Annotated in this window: 18 protein-coding genes and 2 other annotated features; of the genes, 3 read left to right on the forward strand and 15 right to left on the reverse strand. The window is 41.1% G+C overall.

The window, feature by feature from the left end; all coding sequences use genetic code 11:
* Positions 1 to 96: 96 nt before the first annotated feature.
* The 11 genes from trpA to ACOSV2_RS06670 form a co-directional block, all read right to left on the reverse strand.
* A complete protein-coding gene (trpA, locus tag ACOSV2_RS06620; protein WP_428974463.1) occupies positions 97 to 888 on the reverse strand; it encodes a tryptophan synthase subunit alpha in 792 nt (263 codons plus the stop codon).
* Entirely contained in the window at positions 881 to 2,083 is a 1,203-nt protein-coding gene (gene trpB, locus ACOSV2_RS06625) for a tryptophan synthase subunit beta (RefSeq protein ID WP_428974464.1), read from the reverse strand. Before trpB ends, trpA begins: the two co-directional genes overlap by 8 nt.
* Before the next feature lie 33 nt (positions 2,084 to 2,116).
* Positions 2,117 to 2,722, reverse strand: coding sequence for a phosphoribosylanthranilate isomerase (locus ACOSV2_RS06630; RefSeq protein WP_428974465.1), 606 nt, complete (start codon positions 2,720 to 2,722; stop codon positions 2,117 to 2,119).
* The gene (gene trpC, locus ACOSV2_RS06635) at positions 2,719 to 3,507 is read right to left on the reverse strand and encodes an indole-3-glycerol phosphate synthase TrpC (RefSeq protein WP_428974466.1); all 789 of its coding nucleotides are present in this window, start codon (positions 3,505 to 3,507) and stop codon (positions 2,719 to 2,721) included. The genes ACOSV2_RS06630 and trpC overlap by 4 nt, the downstream gene beginning before the upstream one ends.
* On the reverse strand, positions 3,508 to 4,533 hold the full coding sequence (gene trpD / locus ACOSV2_RS06640) for an anthranilate phosphoribosyltransferase (RefSeq protein ID WP_428974467.1): 1,026 nt from the start codon (positions 4,531 to 4,533) through the stop codon (positions 3,508 to 3,510).
* Entirely contained in the window at positions 4,505 to 5,116 is a 612-nt protein-coding gene (locus ACOSV2_RS06645) for an anthranilate synthase component II (protein ID WP_428974468.1), read from the reverse strand. Before ACOSV2_RS06645 ends, trpD begins: the two co-directional genes overlap by 29 nt.
* Complete coding sequence (trpE, locus tag ACOSV2_RS06650) at positions 5,113 to 6,510, reverse strand: anthranilate synthase component I (RefSeq protein WP_428974469.1); 1,398 nt, start codon at positions 6,508 to 6,510, stop codon at positions 5,113 to 5,115. Before trpE ends, ACOSV2_RS06645 begins: the two co-directional genes overlap by 4 nt.
* A gap of 72 nt (positions 6,511 to 6,582) precedes the next feature.
* Positions 6,583 to 6,830 (reverse strand) — a binding site (T-box leader).
* Positions 6,831 to 6,875: 45 nt separating this feature from the next.
* Positions 6,876 to 7,121: a binding site (T-box leader), on the reverse strand.
* A 91-nt stretch (positions 7,122 to 7,212) separates the two neighbouring features.
* Positions 7,213 to 8,070: a GNAT family N-acetyltransferase gene (locus tag ACOSV2_RS06655; RefSeq protein ID WP_428974470.1), complete on the reverse strand. Its 858-nt coding sequence runs from the start codon at positions 8,068 to 8,070 to the stop codon at positions 7,213 to 7,215.
* A gap of 49 nt (positions 8,071 to 8,119) precedes the next feature.
* On the reverse strand, positions 8,120 to 9,616 hold the full coding sequence (locus ACOSV2_RS06660; RefSeq protein WP_428974471.1) for an FAD-dependent oxidoreductase: 1,497 nt from the start codon (positions 9,614 to 9,616) through the stop codon (positions 8,120 to 8,122).
* 72 nt (positions 9,617 to 9,688) lie between these two features.
* A complete protein-coding gene (panF, locus tag ACOSV2_RS06665) occupies positions 9,689 to 11,131 on the reverse strand; it encodes a sodium/pantothenate symporter (protein ID WP_428974472.1) in 1,443 nt (480 codons plus the stop codon).
* On the reverse strand, positions 11,124 to 11,399 hold the full coding sequence (locus ACOSV2_RS06670; RefSeq protein ID WP_113971402.1) for a YhdT family protein: 276 nt from the start codon (positions 11,397 to 11,399) through the stop codon (positions 11,124 to 11,126). Before ACOSV2_RS06670 ends, panF begins: the two co-directional genes overlap by 8 nt.
* Positions 11,400 to 11,740: 341 nt before the next feature.
* Here ACOSV2_RS06670 and ACOSV2_RS06675 point away from each other — a divergent pair, with 341 nt between their 5' ends.
* On the forward strand, positions 11,741 to 13,291 hold the full coding sequence (locus tag ACOSV2_RS06675; protein ID WP_428974473.1) for a hypothetical protein: 1,551 nt from the start codon (positions 11,741 to 11,743) through the stop codon (positions 13,289 to 13,291).
* Positions 13,292 to 13,341: 50 nt separating this feature from the next.
* Here the strand turns inward: ACOSV2_RS06675 and ACOSV2_RS06680 are convergent, their stop codons facing one another.
* The gene (locus ACOSV2_RS06680) at positions 13,342 to 14,010 is read right to left on the reverse strand and encodes a phosphatase PAP2 family protein (RefSeq protein WP_428974474.1); all 669 of its coding nucleotides are present in this window, start codon (positions 14,008 to 14,010) and stop codon (positions 13,342 to 13,344) included.
* 33 nt (positions 14,011 to 14,043) lie between these two features.
* Positions 14,044 to 14,874 carry a non-homologous end joining protein Ku gene (ku, locus tag ACOSV2_RS06685; RefSeq protein WP_428974475.1) on the reverse strand — a complete coding sequence of 277 codons (831 nt, stop codon included), beginning with the start codon at positions 14,872 to 14,874 and terminating at the stop codon, positions 14,044 to 14,046.
* 137 nt (positions 14,875 to 15,011) lie between these two features.
* Between ku and ACOSV2_RS06690 the strand changes: the two genes are divergently transcribed.
* Complete coding sequence (locus ACOSV2_RS06690; protein ID WP_428974476.1) at positions 15,012 to 16,874, forward strand: DNA ligase D; 1,863 nt, start codon at positions 15,012 to 15,014, stop codon at positions 16,872 to 16,874.
* Positions 16,875 to 16,925: 51 nt separating this feature from the next.
* Here ACOSV2_RS06690 and dapF read toward each other — a convergent pair whose 3' ends face one another.
* Positions 16,926 to 17,921, reverse strand: coding sequence for a diaminopimelate epimerase (gene dapF / locus ACOSV2_RS06695; RefSeq protein ID WP_428974477.1), 996 nt, complete (start codon positions 17,919 to 17,921; stop codon positions 16,926 to 16,928).
* 184 nt (positions 17,922 to 18,105) lie between these two features.
* Between dapF and ACOSV2_RS06700 the strand changes: the two genes are divergently transcribed.
* The gene (locus ACOSV2_RS06700; protein WP_428974478.1) at positions 18,106 to 18,402 is read left to right on the forward strand and encodes a hypothetical protein; all 297 of its coding nucleotides are present in this window, start codon (positions 18,106 to 18,108) and stop codon (positions 18,400 to 18,402) included.
* Here ACOSV2_RS06700 and ACOSV2_RS06705 read toward each other — a convergent pair whose 3' ends face one another.
* Positions 18,403 to 19,650, reverse strand: a complete 1,248-nt coding sequence (locus tag ACOSV2_RS06705; protein ID WP_428974479.1) for an EAL and HDOD domain-containing protein — start codon at positions 19,648 to 19,650, stop codon at positions 18,403 to 18,405. It lies immediately after the preceding gene.
* Between the last annotated feature and the right edge of the window lie 47 nt (positions 19,651 to 19,697).

Consider the following 19,697-nt stretch of genomic DNA (forward strand, 5'->3'; position numbering starts at 1 on the left):
TTCACGAGGAAAAAGAAGGCTATTTACCTTTATTTAACACACATTTAGAATCTGTTAATCTAGGCGTTCATTTATTTACGAATAATTCAGTAATTTTTACAAATGTAATGCTTTAGCCTTTGAAGCACTGATTAATTCTTTTATTTCATCAAACGATTCATGCTGGATCAAATCAATTATTTTGCTTCCAACGACTACTCCATCACAGTACTTACTCATGGTACGCACATGTTCAGGAGTGGATATTCCAAACCCCGCAAGTACTGGGACCGGACTGTTTTCTTTCAATTTATTCAGGTGATCTGAAATATCGCTGCCAAACCCTTCTCTCGTTCCTGTAATACCATTAATCGTAACAGCATAAAGGAAACCTTCAGTAACGGAAGCCAATTCCTGAATTCTCTCTAACGGACTCGTAAGCGTTGCTAATTGAATAATGGCGATTCCATTTTCTTGAGATGGTCCCCTAACCAATTCATGATGTTCAAGTGGCAGATCAGGAATGATCACACCGTCCACCCCTGCATTCTTACAATCCTGAAAGAAACGCTCTACTCCATATTTGTAAATGGGATTAATATACGTCATAAAGACTAACGGAATGCCAATTTCAGTTCTGCTTTCCTCTAACACTTCAAACACCTTTTCCAGTGTCGTCCCATTCTCCAGTGCCCGCTTCCCTGCCTCTTGGATGGTCGGGCCATCGGCAACGGGATCCGAGAACGGGATCCCGACTTCAATGGCCGTCGCCCCGCTTTCTTCCAGCATTTTCAAGGTTGGAATCAAGGTCTCAAGCCCCTTATCCCCTGCCATCACATAAGGAATGAACAGTTTATTTCCTTTATCCAGTTCAGCTTTAAACGTGTTTTCAAGAAATGGTTTACCCATGTTGACTACCTCCCAGTAACTCTTTCACTTGTTCTACATCTTTATCTCCTCTGCCTGACAAACAGATGACAACCGATTCTTCTGTTGACATATCTTCAGCTAACTTCACCCCATAGGCGACTGCATGTGAGCTTTCCAGTGCCGGTATGATTCCTTCTGTCTGTGAGAGCTGCTTAAATGCATCTAACGCTTCCACGTCTGAAATGGACGTATATTCCACTCTGTCAATGTCTTTCAAGTAGCTATGCTCCGGACCGACACCAGGGTAATCAAGGCCTGCTGAAACAGAGTGGGCTTCTTGAATCTGCCCTTCATCATTTTGCAGCAGGTACATCATGCTGCCATGAAGAATCCCGACGGACCCCTTTGTTAATGTAGCTGCATGTTTGTCGGTTTCAACCCCGCTGCCAGCCGCTTCCACACCGTATAAGTCCACTTCCCTATCATCAATGAACGGGTGAAACATTCCGATGGCATTGCTGCCGCCTCCAACACAAGCGACGATGGCCTTTGGCAGGCATTTTTCCTTTTCGAAGAATTGTCGCTTTGTTTCTTTCCCGATCACACTTTGAAAATCCCGAACCATTTTAGGAAATGGGTGTGGTCCCAAAACGGAGCCAATAATGTAGTGTGTGTCCTCTACATTTGCGACCCAGTAGCGCAGAGCTTCATTGACTGCATCTTTTAATGTGGCACTTCCCTGGGTGACACTCACCACTTTCGCTCCCAGTAACTCCATTCTGAATACGTTGAGCTTCTGTCTGCGAATGTCTTCCTCCCCCATAAAAATGACGCAATCCAGGTTTAATAGAGCGCATACCGTTGCCGTTGCCACACCGTGCTGCCCTGCCCCTGTTTCCGCCACGATCTTTCTTTTGCCCATCCGTTCAGCGAGAAGGGCCTGACCGATTGTATTATTAATTTTGTGAGCACCCGTATGATTAAGATCCTCACGTTTCAGGTAGATTTTCGCTCCCCCTACCTGTTTACTTAGATTTTCAGCAAAGTAGAGTGGGTTTTCTCTTCCTACATAATCCTTTAAGTAGTTTTGAAGCTTCTCTTGAAATTCTTCATCCTTAGAGGCTTCATCATAAGCTTCTTCCAATTCTTGAACAGCCTTCATCAATGATTCAGGAACGAACCTTCCCCCGAATTGCCCGAATAACCCTTTTTGATCTGGTTGTGTGTATATCATCTCAATTCCTCCATTCATTGATTTAATCAATCGTTATACCGACTTCGCCTCTTGAATAAATGATTCGATCTTTCTTCTATCCTTCTTCCCATCCGTCTCCACACCACTTGAAACATCCACCATATAGGGACGGACCTTTGTGATCGCCTTCCGAACATTATCCAGATTCAATCCACCGGCAAGGATCAATTGTTGAGGGATGTTTAGTTCATCGACATAATCCCAATTAAACGTCGTCCCATTCCCTCCACGATGAGGACCCTTTCCGCTATCCACCAAAATCATCTCTCCGCCAAAGAATTCGATCCCATCTAAGTCTTCTTTTTCCTTTATCGAAATCGCCTTGATAAAAGGAAGATTGAGACTATTACAAAACTGGACTGATTCATCTCCATGAAGCTGTACGTAATCTAGATTTACTGTTCTGGATATTTCCTCCATCTTCTCTTTAGCCTCATTTACAAACACACCAATTTTTAATACATTCGAAGGCAGTGAAGCACTTATTAGTGCTGCTGATTCCACGTCAATTTGTCTTTTACTATCTGCGAACACGAATCCTATCGCATCGGCTCCAGCTTCAAGTGCCCACAGAGCCTCTTCTTGTCTTCTAATTCCACACACCTTTACTTTGGTCATTTCACCACGCCTTTTCCCACTTGTAAGGAGGCAAGCATCGTTGCAGGGTCATCACTTCTCATTAACGTCTCTCCGACAAGGACCCCATCCGCACCTGCGTTTACGACTCGGTGACAGTCTTCTTCATTTCTTATTCCACTTTCACTGATGAACACGATATCTTTTCCATTTACCATGGAGCCGAGAGTTTCTGTGATCTGAAGATTTACTTCAAAGGTTTTCAGGTTTCGATTATTCACACCAATGATGGTTGCCCCCAATTCCATTGCGACATTCATTTCTTGTTCATTATGAACTTCTACCAGAACTTCCAGGCCAAGCTTCGTTGCATAAGAATATAATTCTTGTAGTCTGTTTACATCCAGGGCAGCCACGATAAGAAGGATGACATTTGCCCCAGCGTCTTTTGCACGATCTATCTGGATTTCATCGATAATAAAGTCTTTACAAAGAATGGGGAGGGAGACTGCTTTTCTAACATTCGCGAGATCCTCCATACATCCTTTAAAGAAAGGAGCATCGGTCAATACCGAAATGGCACAGGCTCCCGCTTCTTCATACTTCTTTGCTTGAATCACAGGATTCACTTCTGTGCGGATATCTCCTTTTGATGGAGATGCCCGTTTAATTTCAGCTATCACCTGTAATCTGGATGCTGATTTTAATGCTTCAAATAAGGAATTCCTGGGAGCCCCCTTATAATAATAGGATTCATAACCTGCATTCTTTAACTCTTTCACTTCCTCTTTCTTTTTTTCCAGAATGGTTTGTAGAATGGTAGACACTTAAATCACCTGCTTTCGACGTTGTTGACTATAACGAACCAAGGAGTGGAGCTTTTCTTTTGCACGACCGCTTTCTATACTTTCTCTGGCTAGCATTACACCTTCTCTAAAGGTGGCCGCTTTGCCATGCGCGTACAGACCGATTCCTGCATTGAATAAGACCGTATCAGTGTAAGCCCCTTCCTTCCCATTTAATACTTCTTCTAAAATAAGGGCATTGCCCCCTGCGTCCCCTCCACGTATCTCTTCCAGGGAATAATAAGGAAGGCCGACATCTTCTCCCGTTAAGGTGAGGGAAGTAATTTGCCCTTGATCCAGCAGAACGAGATGATTTTCCCCTGCTAATGAGGCTTCATCCATGTAATCAGCCCCATTAAGGACAATCGCCCGTTTTCTGCCCAATTGATGTAAAACATTTGCCATCGTTTCTAATTTATCTCTTCTATATACCCCAAGGAGTTGAGTTTCCAGATGCACCGGATTCGTTAATGGTCCAATGAGATTAAAGATGGTAGGTATCTTTAGTTCTTTCCGGACCTTCATTACCTTTTTCAAACCTGAGTGAATATGGGGTGCATATAGAAAAGCAATATTGGTTTCATCCAGTAGACTTTCCACCTCATGAGATTGAAAATCGAGGGCCACCCCTAAATGTTCTAACACATCTGCACTACCGGTCTTACTGGAAATGCTTCTGTTCCCATGTTTCGCAACCTTCACCCCGGCCCCGGCAAGAACAAATGCACTCGTTGTACTAATATTAAAGCTTTGGGATCCGTCCCCACCTGTTCCGCAGTTATCCAATACTCCTGGTAATGTGCTTTTAATCGGCATCGCTTTTTCTCTTAAAACTTCAACCAGAGCGGTAATTTCCTCCACTGTTTCCCCCTTCATTTTTAATAGGGACAGGAAACAGGCGATTTGACTATCCGTTGTTTCTTCAATGAACAACTTTTCTACTGCTCTTCTCATCTCTTCTCTCTCTAATGAGTGACCGTTAGATAGCTTCTGTAGATAAGGTTTCACGATTATTCTCCTTTCTCATCTGAACTAAAAAGTTTTGAATGATTTTCTTTCCTGTTTTCGTACCGATGGATTCCGGATGAAATTGAACACCGTACATTGGATATTTCATATGCTTTATCGCCATGATTTCATTATCATCCATAGATAATGCGACTGCCTCTAATTGTGTCGGCAGTGTCCCAATCTTAATTACCAGGGAATGATATCTCATCACCTCTAAAGGTTGTGGCAGATATTCGAATACCCCGCAGCCATTGTGTTTAATGAGGGATGTTTTTCCGTGCATGACTTTGTCAGCCACTTCGATGGTTGCCCCGAATGCTGCCCCGATTGCCTGATGCCCTAAACAAACCCCGAAAATCGGCACACTAGCGTGAAGATTCTGTATAATCGAGATGCAAATGCCCGCTTTTTCCGGTTTCCCAGGACCAGGTGATAGAATGATTCCTGCAGGGTTCAAATCCTTGATTTCTTCTAAAGAAATAGCATCATTCCGTTTCACGATTACTTCTTCACCGAGCTCTTCTATATATTGATACAGGTTATACGTAAAAGAATCATAGTTATCAATAAGAAGGATCATCCTGTCACCTCCAATAATGATTTAGCTTTATTCATGGTTTCTTCATATTCACTGGCTGGGTCTGAATCATAAACAATCCCGGCACCGGCTTGAACGTATGCTGTTTTATCTTTAAGTACCATCGTCCGGATGGCAAGGGCAAAATCCAAATTACCATTCACCCCTATATATCCGACTGCACCTGAGTACACGCCACGCTTTGTGGTTTCAAGTTCATTGATGATTTGCATCGCCCTTATTTTCGGTGCCCCGCTTACGGTACCTGCCGGCAAGCAGCTTGTTAATGCTTCCAGTGGTGTAACTTCTTCTTTTAATTCACCCTTTACTTCCGAAACGATGTGCATGACATATTTATATCTCTCAATCGTTAAGTACTTTGAAAGATAAATCGAGCCGATCTCACAAACTCTGCCTAAATCATTTCTTCCTAAGTCAACCAGCATTCGATGTTCAGCGATTTCTTTTTCATCTGTAAGTAATTCCTTCTCGAGCTCCCTGTCCACATCATGTGTTTCTCCCCTTCTTCGCGTTCCTGCAATTGGATTCGTGGTGATTTCCCTCCCTTGAACTTTCAGCAAGCTTTCTGGTGATGCACCCAATACAACATAGTCCTCGAAGTCAATGAAGAACATGTAAGGGGAAGGGTTCGATTTCCTCAAACTTCTATAGAATGAAAATGGATCCCCAGAAAAGGACGCCTTAAGTCTTTGAGAGAGCACGACTTGAAATATCTCCCCTTCTCCTATAGATTGCTTTGCCCTCTCCACCTTTTCCATGAATTCATCTTTTAAAGTTTGAGCATGGAAGGAAAGGCGATCCAGTTTCTTTTTATGAGTTTTTAAATACACATTGGTCAGCTCAGCTTCGACTTCCTTCACCTTTTCATCCAGCTCTCCTGTTTGACCCTCTGTCCACTCATTCATGACGACAATAAATACCTTGTGCTCCAGGTGATCAAACACAATGACTTTTTCATAAAACATGAGATGAATATCCGGCATTTCCAATTCATCGTGAGGAGTTACACCAATTTCTTCGTAGAGTCGAATAACGTCATATCCCAGATAACCAATCCCCCCGCCTGTAAATGGAAAAGGCGCACCTTTTAGTTCGTGGGAAGGAATAAGGTTTTGAATGATTTGAATGGGATTCCCCACTCTTTCATCAACTTCATTTGTTGATGATTTTTTTAACTGTACGGTATTTCCGTATGCTTTACACTCTAGAAATGGATCACTCCCAACAAATGAATACCGACCGGATTGTTCATGCTTCAATGAGCTCTCCAATAAAAATTTCTTCTTTCCTTTTAACGATTGAAAAAGTGAGATGGGTGTAAATATGTCTCCGTTTAATTCTTTCACCACATAATCCAATGCTTGCTGTTTCATCATTTCATGCCTCCAATTCATTGTTCCACTTGCAAATTCATAAAAAAAGTCCCCTATGAACAGAAAAATCTGTTCATAGAGGACGATGCTGACCGCGGTGCCACCTCTGATTGGGATACTTTGATGTACCCCCTCTTGCTTCAAGTACGGGGTCTATCACCCGATACTCTATCCACTTAACGGTGGAATTCCGTACGATCCTACTTCCATTCAGATCATCTCTCATAAGTCCATTCCAGACAAGCTATCATGCTAAGGTCTCACCATCCTCAGCTCTCTGTCATGCATCACTTGAATGTACTCCTCTTACTCAACGATTTAACAATATTCAATTATAAAAAAAAGGCATCCCAATCCATTTACATCATGTAAAGGACGAGATACCCGTGGTGCCACCTTTGTTGACTGACTGAACAGTCCACTCAATCGTATCGAAGCGGTTTGCTTGAATACGCGCCTTTTGTAACGATAAGACATTCGCCAAAGCCTACTCCCTGAAGTTTCGGTTTGGAGGCTCGGAAGTCCATTCCCAAAGATCGTTCACACTGGTTCTCACCAACCACCAGCTCTCTTAAGTGTCGATCAGAGGTACTCCTCTTCGTCAAAGCCATTCGCTCATTTAATTAATTGTTTATTATACTAATAGCATTCATTCACAATGTCAACTATTTATATAAAAAAATATTCCGATATGCATCAAAAGGTTCACTCAACGGAAATCATCATCGAATCGCAAACTGGCTTATAGCCGATTTCCATATAAATCTTGTTGGAGGTGGGATTATCCAGGTCCGTATAGAGCGAACAAAAGGAGTGGTCCTTCAACAAGAGACTGCTCAGTTCTGCTACAACAGAAGATGCGTATCCTTTTTTCCTGTATTCTGAAGGGGTGTATACAAAATTTACGGTAATGCCGTTTTCCGTTCTTCTTGCCCCCCGTGCCATGGAAACAGGCTTTCCGTCCACTTCCCAAAAGAACACATATGGTTCAGTTTCAATCATATCTTTCGCTCTTTCAAGAGCCTCTTCACCCGACATGGGTATCACTTCTGTATCCTCGATAAATCCAAGGAGCCATCGGGCTAAAAGTCCCTCCTGTCCCTTCCGTACGGGAACCATTTTTCCATCACTCAACGGAATATCATTCACCTTATTCAATTGGTACACACGTTGCCTCATACGGATGTTAAAACTCTTTCCCATAACGTGACACCATGCATGAGTCAATTGAAGTGCGGTTTCTTTCTCAGCAACAAAACCGGGAATGTTGATATTGGTATTCTCGCAAAACGCTATGAGCTGTTCGGCTACTCCCCGGATTCCTACTTTATCCACCTTAAGTGTACTGACAAGGTAATGAGGAGGGGTCATGATGAAGGATCCCACCACCGTCCCGACCTCATTTTCCACTAAAAGAAGAAGCGGATCTTTATATTTGTCACTCGTTTTCATCGTGTTCAACAGACCCAAAGGCAGGTTATTCGCTGCTTCATCTTCCATTAAAAGGGAATGGACCTTATCTTGGAATACTATCGGGTCTTTATACTGTGTCAGCTTATACATTTTATCACCCCATTCCAAAAATTCTACATTAGTGATGGAGGTTCCTCCTTTACTTCTGAAGTTTTCTGCCAGTGATGGAGTGATATACATGATAAGCACTTACAGATACACCGATGGTCCCTGCACCCGGAAAGACTGAGTCACCGCATACCCATACATTTTTCAAGGGAGTCCTGTGAGAAAGACTATTGAAGAGAGCATGACCATTAGATTGAGGAAACCCACCGACAATCCCCCCTGGCCGACCAGTAAATCGTTCCCAGGCTTTATGTGCACCAGGGTAAAGATTTACAAGACTATCTCTTATAGTGGGAATGACTGACTCTATGGAATCGATCATTTTCTCCTTAAGATTCTCCTTGTAGGAATCGTACTTTTCTTTGGTTTCCCATTTTTCTAATTTAGTATGGGTTGATACCGTTAAGGTACGGAATCCTTCCGGGGCACGCTGACGATCATTTGGATGGGATAGCGATAAAAAGAGATGATCCCCTTCTGACATATTTCCATTTGGGTTTGCACAAATTTGAGAGAACAAAGGATATGACTCTGGAAGTGATTCTGCTTTCAGCAACATATAAAGGGACATGGTTCCCCAGATAGCTTCTTTATTTTTTACTATTAGATAGTTATCAAGATTTGTTTTATAATGAGGGGGAAAAAGATTTGTTAAAGATTGCACCGGCAAGTTGCATATAACATGATTTGCACGATACTCATTGCCCCTATGGTCAAAGATGATCCATTCTTTTTCATGATAATCACGATCGATGCTAACCACCTTTCTCCCTAAGGTCGCTTTAACCCCTATAGACTCTGAAAATCCGACCAGGCTTTGGGCTATTTGGAATAATCCACCTTCCAGATAGAATGCACCTTCGTGATAAATATCCATAGCCAGGCATCCCATCAATAATGCACACTGCCCGCTGGTCACCTGCATACTATCTATCAGTTGCCCATCAATAAAATGCTTAAATGAAGAGTGTTCGTGGATTCCGTGTTTTTCTAATAAGTCGAGCATTGTTTTTTGAAAGGCAGGGAGCAGCATCAGAGATCCGGGTTTTAAACTTAACGTAAGTTCCATCCAGTCTTTCACCGTTTTAGGTGGAAGTATCGGCAACGCGACCATCAGCTTTCGTATTTCTGCAGCAATCCTGTACACTTCTTCATAAAAAGAGCTCAGCTCCTCTGATATTTCTGGATACGCTTTCTTCAACTCATTCACATGTGTTTCCCTATCTCGGTAGAATATCAGGGTTTTGTCTGGAAGATGAATATCCATAACCTGATCAAGCATCAAAGACGTAGGGGGTTCTATCCCTAAATAGTGAAAAATACGCTGATGGATACCTCCTTTTTCAAACCCCATTCCAAGAGTTGCCCCTACAGGAAATAAGGCTTTTCCTCTGTGGAATTTACCGGCGCATCCTCCCCATTCCCTGGAAGCCTCAAGAATCTGTACATTGTAATCAGCACTTCCAAGGAGTGAAGCTGCAGTCAGACCACCGATTCCTCCGCCTATTATGACAACAGAATTTTTCAAGATTCTTCACCCAATTCATTGATTTTTTCTATAACGTACTCTTTTCCCTCGATAAATACAAAAATGGATGGGTTAAACCCATCCATCTTGACGATAATGTGCTTGAGTAAACAGGGAAACGAGCACATACATGAAAAAGGAAATGATAATTGGAAAAATGACTGTATGCATATCCAGATAATTAGGTGCAAAACTGTGAAATAAGATGTACGCCACCAGTCCTGAAATCATAGAAGCAATGGCACCATGGGCATTTCCCTTTTTCCAATACAGACCTAAAACAATCGGCCAAATAAATACAGCTTCAAGGCCTCCAAATGAAAATAAATTAAGCCAGATAATTAATTCAGGAGGACTGAGCGCCATAAGAAAAACGAGAATTCCCGTTATACTTGTCACCCAAAAGCTAATCCTTTTGACTTGTTTTTCCCTTGCATCTTTATTGATGAAATTCATATACACGTCTTTCACAATAGCCGAGGAAACAATCAATAATAATGAATCCACTGTCGACATGATCGCTGCCATCGGAGCAGCCAGGACAATCCCGGCAAGCCATGGTGGAAGAACTTCTAAAGCAAGAAGGGGCATCACTTTATCCGCCACTTCTATTCCCGGGACCACAACCCTTGCAAGCACACCAATTAAGTGCATACCGAGCATAATGGAACCGACGACAATGGTTCCGATTATGAGCGCTCTGTGTAAGGACCGGGAATTCTTATAGCTCATGGCTCTAACTGCCACCTGAGGCAATCCGACAACACCCACGCCCACTAAAATCCAGAAAGACGAAATATAGCGGGCACTTAATTCTCCATCATGACCATGGGGACTTAATAAGTTAGGATTTTCCGCTTTCAATCCCATCATGATGTTTTCCATGCCACCTCCCGCTATGATGGTGGCAATCAATAGAATAATGGTCCCACCAAGCATGACCACCCCTTGAATCGCATCGGTGACGGCAACCGCACGAAAGCCTCCGATAATGACGTAAACGAGTACCGATACGGCAAACAGAAAAAGAGCACTCTCGTAGGATAAACCGGTCAATGATTCAATGAGCCTCGCTCCCCCTACCCATTGAGCAATCATGGCTGAAAATAAAAATAGGATGATACTGATGGCCGATAGAATGGTGATCTTATTGCTTCCATATCTGCCCTGTAGATAATCGATCAATGTAACGGCCTTGTATTTCCGGGCCATAATCGCGAACTTCTTCCCGAGTATTAGGAGAACAAAGTAACCTGTTACAACCTGTGACATAGCTAAAAGAACCCACGATAAACCATATGTATATGCTGCGCCCGGTCCTCCGATGAAACTACTGGCACTTCCATAGGTCGCAATCATGGTCATCGCTAAAATAAATCCGCCAAGCTGACGGCTTCCCAAGAAGTATTCCTGGACGAAGGAATCTGCTCTACTCACATTTCTGGCCGTATAAATTCCCACAACAAAAATCAAGATTAAAAAAGCGAATAAGGGAATCAATGCCATACTATTCATGATCATCCTCCTCATCATCAAAAGGAATGTCAGTAAGCATGTACTTTACGACGATGATCACTAACAATACCATAAGAAAAAAGCCAACGATGCAGCTGTAAAAAAACCACTCTGGCATCCCGAGGATCCAATCATAATCTGAAACCGGTTGACCACCTAAACCGAATGCAAAACCATACCACCATAAGAAATTTATAAGGACAAGTGCTATGCCTATCAGTGCCTCGTGACCAGCAACCCTGAACCGTTTATCTTCTTTATGATCCACTTACTCTTACCCCTCCTTAAAATACAACATCCTTTAACAATTTACGACAGTAAGAAATGAAATGCAATATAAAAAGACAGACCCGCACCAGATGCTGAGGGTCTGTCTTTTTATATTTAATAAAGGGGGTTTTTCATGAACCATTCTCTCTATTGAAAGAGGGGGAAACTCTTTTGTTCAAATGAGAATGATTTTCAATATCATTGTAATCTCTCATATACTAAATGTCAATATAAAACTTTTATTTACCGAAGGAAATATTTGGTGCCTCGAAATGTGAATTATGGTAAAATTCTAAATTGAGCTCATATTATAGAGATAGAGAATTGAGGGGGATATGTTTGAAAAAGAAATTCAAATCATTTGGAATACCTTTAGTGTTAATCGTTCTGTTTATAGGGGCACTATTTCTCCACCAGCTGTTACAAGTCAAACAACAACCACAGCCTGATTGGAGTAGATCCATCCCATTAGACTACACTTCTGAAGAACGCCCTGTTATCTTTAATGGAGATGAAGGACTCTACTTGGCAAGTAACGGGAAAATTACAGGGTTTACTTTCGAGAAAGCACTGGATTCAACCAGAGAAACCACGCTAGACATCAGCGTTACCCGAGGCCATCCTTTTTGGACAGACGGTACGAAAGTCATTCAGTTCAAGGATGACAAATTAATCTCTACAGAAAGTAATGAAGTAACGACGAATGCTGAGGAAGCAACAGGGATAAGCACGGCAATGAATTCTGTGTATTTCTGGAATAAAGAGAACCTTTTTTCTCTTAACCCTGTTGATTTATCAGTGAAAGAGGTTTTCAGCTTTTCTAATGAAATCCTGGACGTCTATATTGGAAATAGTGGCAGTTCCGTAATACAGGTTAGACAAGATGACGTTCATTCTCACCTTTATTACATGGATGATACGTTACAAGTAGTGAAAGAACCATTTGCAATTGTAAACACAGCAACGAATCATCATATGAATGGATTAACCTTTACCACAGAAAACAATCAATTGACTCTTCTTTATAATGAAGAGATGCGAGCACAAGGCACATTGTCATATAAGATTTTCAAGTTGCAAACACCGATAGATGAAATAGGATCTTCTATTTTGAAACCCACAAAAATTGATTTTACGAACGAAATGTCAGGGGGCAAACTTCAAAGTCCAAGAACCGCACAACTTCTTTCCATTAATGGGGAAAAATCCATTCTCTTCACATCAGAAGGTCATCGGGTTGGGGATGAGAATGCGATTAGTCTATATGTAGCACCTTTCAGTGACTCTAACCAATTAACAGCGGCTCCAATCAGTACAACTAAACATTTTACGTATTCTCCACTCAAGCTTACTAATAAGAGCATTGCCTGGTTGGAATATGATGGAGATACGTATGAATTATTTGGCGCTTCACAGGATGCACAAGTTATCGCCAATAGCACAGAATGGTCGAAACGAAGTGTCAAAGAAGCCTTTAACAATTCCGTACTAATGATATTCAGCAGCTTACTCACGATTATGGTTTCATTTTATTGGGTATTGCCTTCTCTATTTCTTTTAATTCTGCTTTATATTTTTAAACCAAATATATTTGAGAAAGAAGAGATCAACTGGGTTGAATATGCCTCTATCATTATGTTTTTAGTCATGCCGATAACCTTTATCACTAAAGCGATGGGCGATTACTTCTACTTTGCCGCTCCGGAATACCTGATGTTTTCAGGAAGTGAGTATATAGTATTACTCGTTATCAGCGTCATTACTTCACTACTATGGAAATTAGGGAGAGATCCTGACTGGGGTACTTTTGGTGGAGTATTTTATTTCATGGGTATTTACATTCTTCTTTATGCCACTTCCATTGGACCGTATATTTTTAATTTATTTTAATGATAATGGAACAAAGCGCTCAGAAGAATTTCTGAGCGCTTTGTTTCCATTTAATTCTCACTTTCTTTCCAATGTTTTCGTTTATGGAAGTATGCATAAATGACGATACAAAGCGTCAACCAGGCACCTCCTGCAGTGAACCCCCCAAGAATGTCACTTGGATAATGCACTCCTAAATACACTCTGCTTAGACCAATCAATAGGACCAGGAAGCTGATCGCAATGACACTTGCCCACTTATACCGTTTATGATCTAGTGCTCGAAACAATATGAATGCAAGAGTCCCGTAGAAAATAAAGGAACTCATGGAATGACCACTGGGAAAGCTATAACCGCCTTGCTCGATCAGTGCTTCAATATCAGGTCTTTCTCGTTTGAAAATCCATTTGAGCAGCCCGTTAAACCCTGCCCCTGATGTGATCGTAATCGCCACAAAAAGCGCCAGTGGATATTTTTTTAAAAACAGTAAGATGACAACCACACTGCAAGCAATGATAGTGATTCCTTTTATACCACCTAAGAAAGTGATGAAAGTCATAAAGGTCGTTAACTTCGGTGAGATAAATCCTCTTACTACCTCAAAGACACCATTGTCAAATTCTGCGATTTCATTTTCTTTCCACTCTTCGACAATCGTGACGAATCCCCATGTAAATGCAATCAAACAAATGACCGATAGTGCAACAAATACTCCTTGTTTTATATGTTTCTCCTCCAAAACTTGTCCCTCTCTTTACTCACGGCTTATGTTCTATTGAGCTTTTTTCTTTGAAGTCGTTTTCTTTTTCGTTTGCTTCTTCGTCTTTTTCGGTTTGGATGAATCAATGGAGGCTTGAAGTGCCGCCATTAAATCTGTCACATTTTCCCTTGGCTCTTTTTCTTTCGTTGTGACTACCTTTTGCCCGGTTTGCTTGGATTCAATCAACTGACTCAAGCGTTCTCGATACTGATCTTTATAGTTCTCCGGTTGAAATTCAGTTGTAAGCTGATCGATCAACATCGTTGCTGTTTTCAGCTCTTTGTCGGTTATTTCATCTTCTTCTGGAACATTGGGTACATCCCCTGTACCCCTCACTTCATCTGGATAATGAATGGTTTCCATTACGAGTGTATTTTCATATACCCGAACGATGGAGAGTTGTTCTTTCGATCTCATCGTGATTTTGGCGATACCTACTTTTCCTGATTCCTGAAGAGCTTTTCGCAATAATGAATATGCTTTTTTCCCTCCATCATTCGGTGAAACGAAATAACTCCGATCAAAGAATATCGGGTCGATTTCCTCCATTTTGATAAAGTCTACTATTTCCACGGCTTTATCCCCGTTCGCTTCCTTCAATTCCTTCAATTCCTCTTCTTCAAGAACGACAAATTTCCCTTTCGTCACTTCATAGCCTTTAACGATGTCATCATGTCCGATTTCTTTTTCACATGCTGGACATACTTTTTCATATTTAATCGGTGTATGACACTCTTTATGAAGTGAACGAAGCTTAATATCACGATCTTCTGTAGCAGAATGAAGTTTAATTGGGATGTTCACCAGTCCAAAACTAATTGAGCCTTTCCACATCGTATGCATATATCAATACCCTCCTTCACATAAACTAATCCCTTATCCTTATCATTTAGTTGGCCGATACTCTTCATTCCCTTAAACATCTGGAAATAAATAAACACTCATTGGTCACACTAATACTAAAAATCAGGTGAATAGATATGAAACCGATGCTTCCTACCTTATATGATGAACTCCCTGAACATGAGGAATGGCTTTATGAAGTGAAATATGATGGATTTCGCGGAATTCTCTACGTTGATTCTGAGAATCAGATAAGTCTTCAAAGTCGAAATGGGAAGGAATTGCTTCCACACTTCCCGGAAATTGAAAAAGAGATTAAAACATTACTCAATGAAAGAGATTTACCTACACCTTTCATTTTGGATGGAGAGATTGCCCTATTACGCTCTTCCTGCAGCAGTGAATTCTTTGAACTGCAGGTAAGAGGCAGAATGCGAAATAAGCAGAAAATCAATCTTGCTGCAGCCGGAAGACCCGTTAAATTTCTGGCATTCGATTTACTCCAGTATGGGGAGAAATCATTTGCCCCCGAACCTTACCTTACAAGAAAAGAAAAATTGAAAGAGGTTTTTACCTTTCTTCAATTGCCGTTAGAACCTACCCCCTCTCTCCCATCTACCCTTCAAATGGTTCCCTATTTCAATGATCGACAGGAAATATGGGAACTTGTAGAAAAAGAGGAAGGTGAAGGCGTTGTCGCCAAGAGGAAGAATAGCAGGTGGGAAGCGGGAAAACGAAGTAGAAGTTGGGTAAAAACTAAGAATTGGAAACACTGTCACTGTTTCATCACTGCGCTGGATGAAACGAACGATTACTATCACATTGGCGTTTTCAATAACGAAAAGATTATGCCTATAGGCTTATTTCACTTTGGTCTTTCTCCTGGAGAGAAAAAGTCATTAAAAGCAATGATCAAAAAGAATAATACGAAGAATGAGAATTCCCTTTATTACATAGACCCAGCTATAACTGTCGAAATTTCATATTTGAATTGGTATGAGGGTCAACTGAGGGAACCACATTTTCATCGTTTTCTATTTTCCATTACCCCGGAATCCTGCACCATGGAGCAATTCAAGCTGGACGAAGCATCCCTTCCGCGTGGGGTTGAAATTACTCATCCAGATAAGGAATTGTTTCAGAAAGTATCAATGACAAAGCTTGATTACGTTCGGTATCTTCGGAAGATGTCTGTCGCTATCTTGCCTTTCCTGAAGGATAGGTCATTGACTTGTATTCGTTTTCCACACGGGCTCTTTGGTGAATCCTTTTATCAAAAAAATACGCCTGATTACGCCCCTTCATTTATTGAAACGTACAAGGTGGACAATATCGACTATACGGTATGCAATAACTTGGAGACATTGATTTGGCTTGGAAATCAGCTTGCATTGGAATTTCACATTCCTTTCCAAAGAACGAAGGATACATCTGTCAACGAAGTGGTCTTTGACTTAGATCCACCCAGCAGGGATCAATTCTCCCTGGCGGTTAAGGCGGCTTCCATTATGAAAGAACTATTCGACCGACTCAACCTGCATAGTTTTGTGAAAACGTCAGGAAATAAGGGGTTGCAAGTGTATATTCCCATACCACCGGGATACACATGGAAGGACACCGGTTTGTTTACTGAATTCATTGCACACTACCTTGTGACCAATTATCCTGAGGATTTTACGATCGAGCGTTTAAAAAAGAACCGAAAAGGCAGGTTATACGTGGACTACATTCAGCATGGAGAAGGAAAAACCATCATTGCGCCTTATTCCCTAAGGGGGAATGAAGATGCTTTAATCGCCACTCCCCTCTGGTGGTATGAAGTAAATGAGGACCTCCATCCAGAACACTTTACAATAGATGTTGTTTTGCAAAGGTTCCAGCAGATGGGGTGTCCCTTCACTAAATTCGAATGGGTAAAAGATCTCCAGCCATTTGATGACGTGATCCAATTTTTGAAACAGCAATCGAATCACAAAAAAAAGAATGTCCCAAAAGCATAGCTTTTTGGGACACTCTCGTCTGACTTACACAAGCTCAGGCTTTTTATTCGTTTAGGCACTCATAAATACTTTACTATCAACAATTGATTTGGCGTGATTCTGAAGCAGTTCGTACGTTCCTTCTTCAGTAAAATCCTGTCTGGAAATCTCACGATAATCTTCAGGATGTGTGATAGACAATTCAAATTGAGCCTGGTAGAGATACGTTGCATTCCCGATCAACTCCATATTGTATTGCCCTTCACCTAATTGGTTCACCACGACACGTACTTTTCCACCATTATTATATACATCTATTTCCTTGCCGAACTCATTCTGATTGAGTAAGCATGTCACAAGGCTGGATGCAGACATGGCCGTTCCACAAGCATTTGTAAAGCCTACTCCTCTTTCGAAGGTACGAACATAAATCGCACCTTTTTCTAATGGATGAACAAAACTGACATTGACTCCATCAGGAAAGAGATTATTAGGACCATTAACTGTTTCAGCAATCGTCTTCTGCTCATTCGAAAGAATATGTTCTGTGCTTACAACACTGATTAGATGAGGATTGGGGACAGCCAGTGCAGTAAACGATAATCGATCTGAAATTTCAGGAATCATCTCGTCCACTAACTCCTCACGATCCATATTCATCGGCAATTTATTCAATTCAAATAATACAGGAGAAATTTCAACATTATACGTCGGTATATTTTCATAGATAGCCTCTTGAGCTGAAACCCGCAGATCCGCTTTCATCGTCTGAATCACAATCGTCGTTTTGTCGAGAAGCTCACACACATAGCGACCGACACAACGAAGTCCATTCCCGCACATGGATGCTTCAGATCCATCTGCATTGAATACCCTCATTTGTGCATCGCAATGTTCACTTGACAACACAAATAGGATTCCATCCGCTCCAATACCCCACTTTCGATCACATAGTGCAAGGGCAAGATTTTGCCTTGCTTCTTCAGTGAATTCGTATCCATTCGTCATTTCATCAATCAGTAAAAAGTCATTTCCAGATCCATGACATTTAATTAGATTCAAGTTCATCGTGAATCCCTCCACGGTAATTTACTAGTAAACTATTCTTAATAGTCTTAGCTTGCCACAAACAAGCTCTTTTCGCAATCATCTCACCCAATATTATTAAAGATAATCCTCAAGGTGTGATTTGTAGAAAACTTAAAAGTTGAATTTCTTCGTCCATTTAGAGACAATGGAATGGGTGATGATCATGACAGATGAGTATACTTTTCGGTTTCAAGTTCAAGAGGTAGAAGAAGCGTGTGACGAATTCCATTCCCGGGTTGTGACTGTATTGGCCCATATTCTGAATGACAAAAAAGACCTTTTACATGAAGGTCTCTATCGTGTGCGTTTCAATCAAATCGGTATCTATCCTTTTCCTAAAGATGTAGCCCGCCAAATATCATCTAAGCACCTCCAGCGATTACTTCTCATTGAATTGAAGAGATATATAAAGCCCCAACGAAAATATCTGACTCCAGGGGAATATAAACCTGTTTGGTAACTAACTGATCTCTGCTATTTCAAGATGTAAGAGGTCTCGGGTCCATTTACATGATGTTTGATAGCATTCCATCACATCTTTTTTGTTTAATTTCAGTTCGCCCATTTTTGTTTCGATTGCTGTCCAGTCAGCTTTTTCAAGCAAAACAACCAGCTCCAGAATGTCTTTGAACTCGTTTGAGGTACCCGTTAGTGCATTGCAGATTTCATCATTCAATGGTAATTCATTCAGGATGACTTCAAAGGGCATAGATAATATAGTTTCCATCAATGAAAACATACCCGTTAGGAAATAGCTCGACTTCACTGAACTGCGATTGTGCTTCTCTGCCAGTAACTCACACATTTTTGCCCTCGTTAAAGATAATGTAATAACTTCGTTTTCTAATTGCTTCCTCTTACCTACCTGTTCCCTGACAGCTAAAACATAAATCCATCTTTTAATCTCCAGAAGACCCAATAGGACAATAGCCTGTCGAATAGAATGAATTTTATGTTTAGGGCGGTAAGATGGTGAATTGATTAATTTTAAAAGTTTATAGGACAATGAAAGATCCTGTTCAATCAATCGACTAATCACATCAATGCTCGGTTCCGTCATTTCCAGGCTTTGAATAATCGAATAGTAGGAATGAAAATATGTAGGTACGTCATGAGTAGAAATGATTTTTGGTTTACTAAAGAAATACCCTTGAAAGAAATGGTATCCGTTTCTCCTTGCTTCTTCATATTGTTCCTCTGTCTCCACTTTTTCTGCCAAAAGCTTGTACCCCAGTAAATTAGCGAAAACTTCAATAGTTCCCCGGTCAGTATCTGTTGTATGGAGAAAATCAACCTTCACATAATCCGCAATTTTCATTAATTTTAAGTAGTTAGGATCCGATTCATTAAAGACAAAATCGTCTAAAGCGATTTTATAACCCAGTTCCTTTAACTCTAAGCAAACATTCAGGATTTCAGGACTAGGAACTACATTTTCTAAAATCTCCACGACAATTTCCTTGGGATTGAAGTAGGTAGGGACTCTATGCATTAAAAGATTTTCTGTGAAATTGATGAAGCACGGCTTGCCTGCGGACAAGCTTTCAAGACCAATATTTAAATAGCTATTAATAATGACATCGGCCGTGGCATGGTCCCCATCTATATTCGGAACCATATTCATTTCATTGTTTCTGTACAAAAGCTCATAAGCTACGGTTTCTCCATTCCGATCAAAAATTGGCTGTCTCGCTACAAACACTTCCACTACACTCACCCCTGCTGATTTCCTGATATATGTATAAAAATAGTTCA

This window comes from Rossellomorea sp. DUT-2 (genome assembly GCF_052665285.1).

Coding starts and splice junctions, on each gene's coding strand:
- ku (WP_428974475.1), bottom strand. CDS start 14,874: ATGCATACGATGTGGAAAGGCTCAATTAGTTTTGGACTGGTGAACATC.
- ACOSV2_RS06655 (WP_428974470.1), bottom strand. CDS start 8,070: ATGTATAAGCTGACACAGTATAAAGACCCGATAGTATTCCAAGATAAG.
- trpE (WP_428974469.1), bottom strand. CDS start 6,510: ATGATGAAACAGCAAGCATTGGATTATGTGGTGAAAGAATTAAACGGA.
- trpA (WP_428974463.1), bottom strand. CDS start 888: ATGGGTAAACCATTTCTTGAAAACACGTTTAAAGCTGAACTGGATAAA.
- ACOSV2_RS06630 (WP_428974465.1), bottom strand. CDS start 2,722: ATGACCAAAGTAAAGGTGTGTGGAATTAGAAGACAAGAAGAGGCTCTG.
- ACOSV2_RS06690 (WP_428974476.1), top strand. CDS start 15,012: ATGAAACCGATGCTTCCTACCTTATATGATGAACTCCCTGAACATGAG.
- ACOSV2_RS06645 (WP_428974468.1), bottom strand. CDS start 5,116: ATGATCCTTCTTATTGATAACTATGATTCTTTTACGTATAACCTGTAT.
- trpB (WP_428974464.1), bottom strand. CDS start 2,083: ATGATATACACACAACCAGATCAAAAAGGGTTATTCGGGCAATTCGGG.
- ACOSV2_RS06700 (WP_428974478.1), top strand. CDS start 18,106: ATGACAGATGAGTATACTTTTCGGTTTCAAGTTCAAGAGGTAGAAGAA.
- panF (WP_428974472.1), bottom strand. CDS start 11,131: ATGAATAGTATGGCATTGATTCCCTTATTCGCTTTTTTAATCTTGATT.
- dapF (WP_428974477.1), bottom strand. CDS start 17,921: ATGAACTTGAATCTAATTAAATGTCATGGATCTGGAAATGACTTTTTA.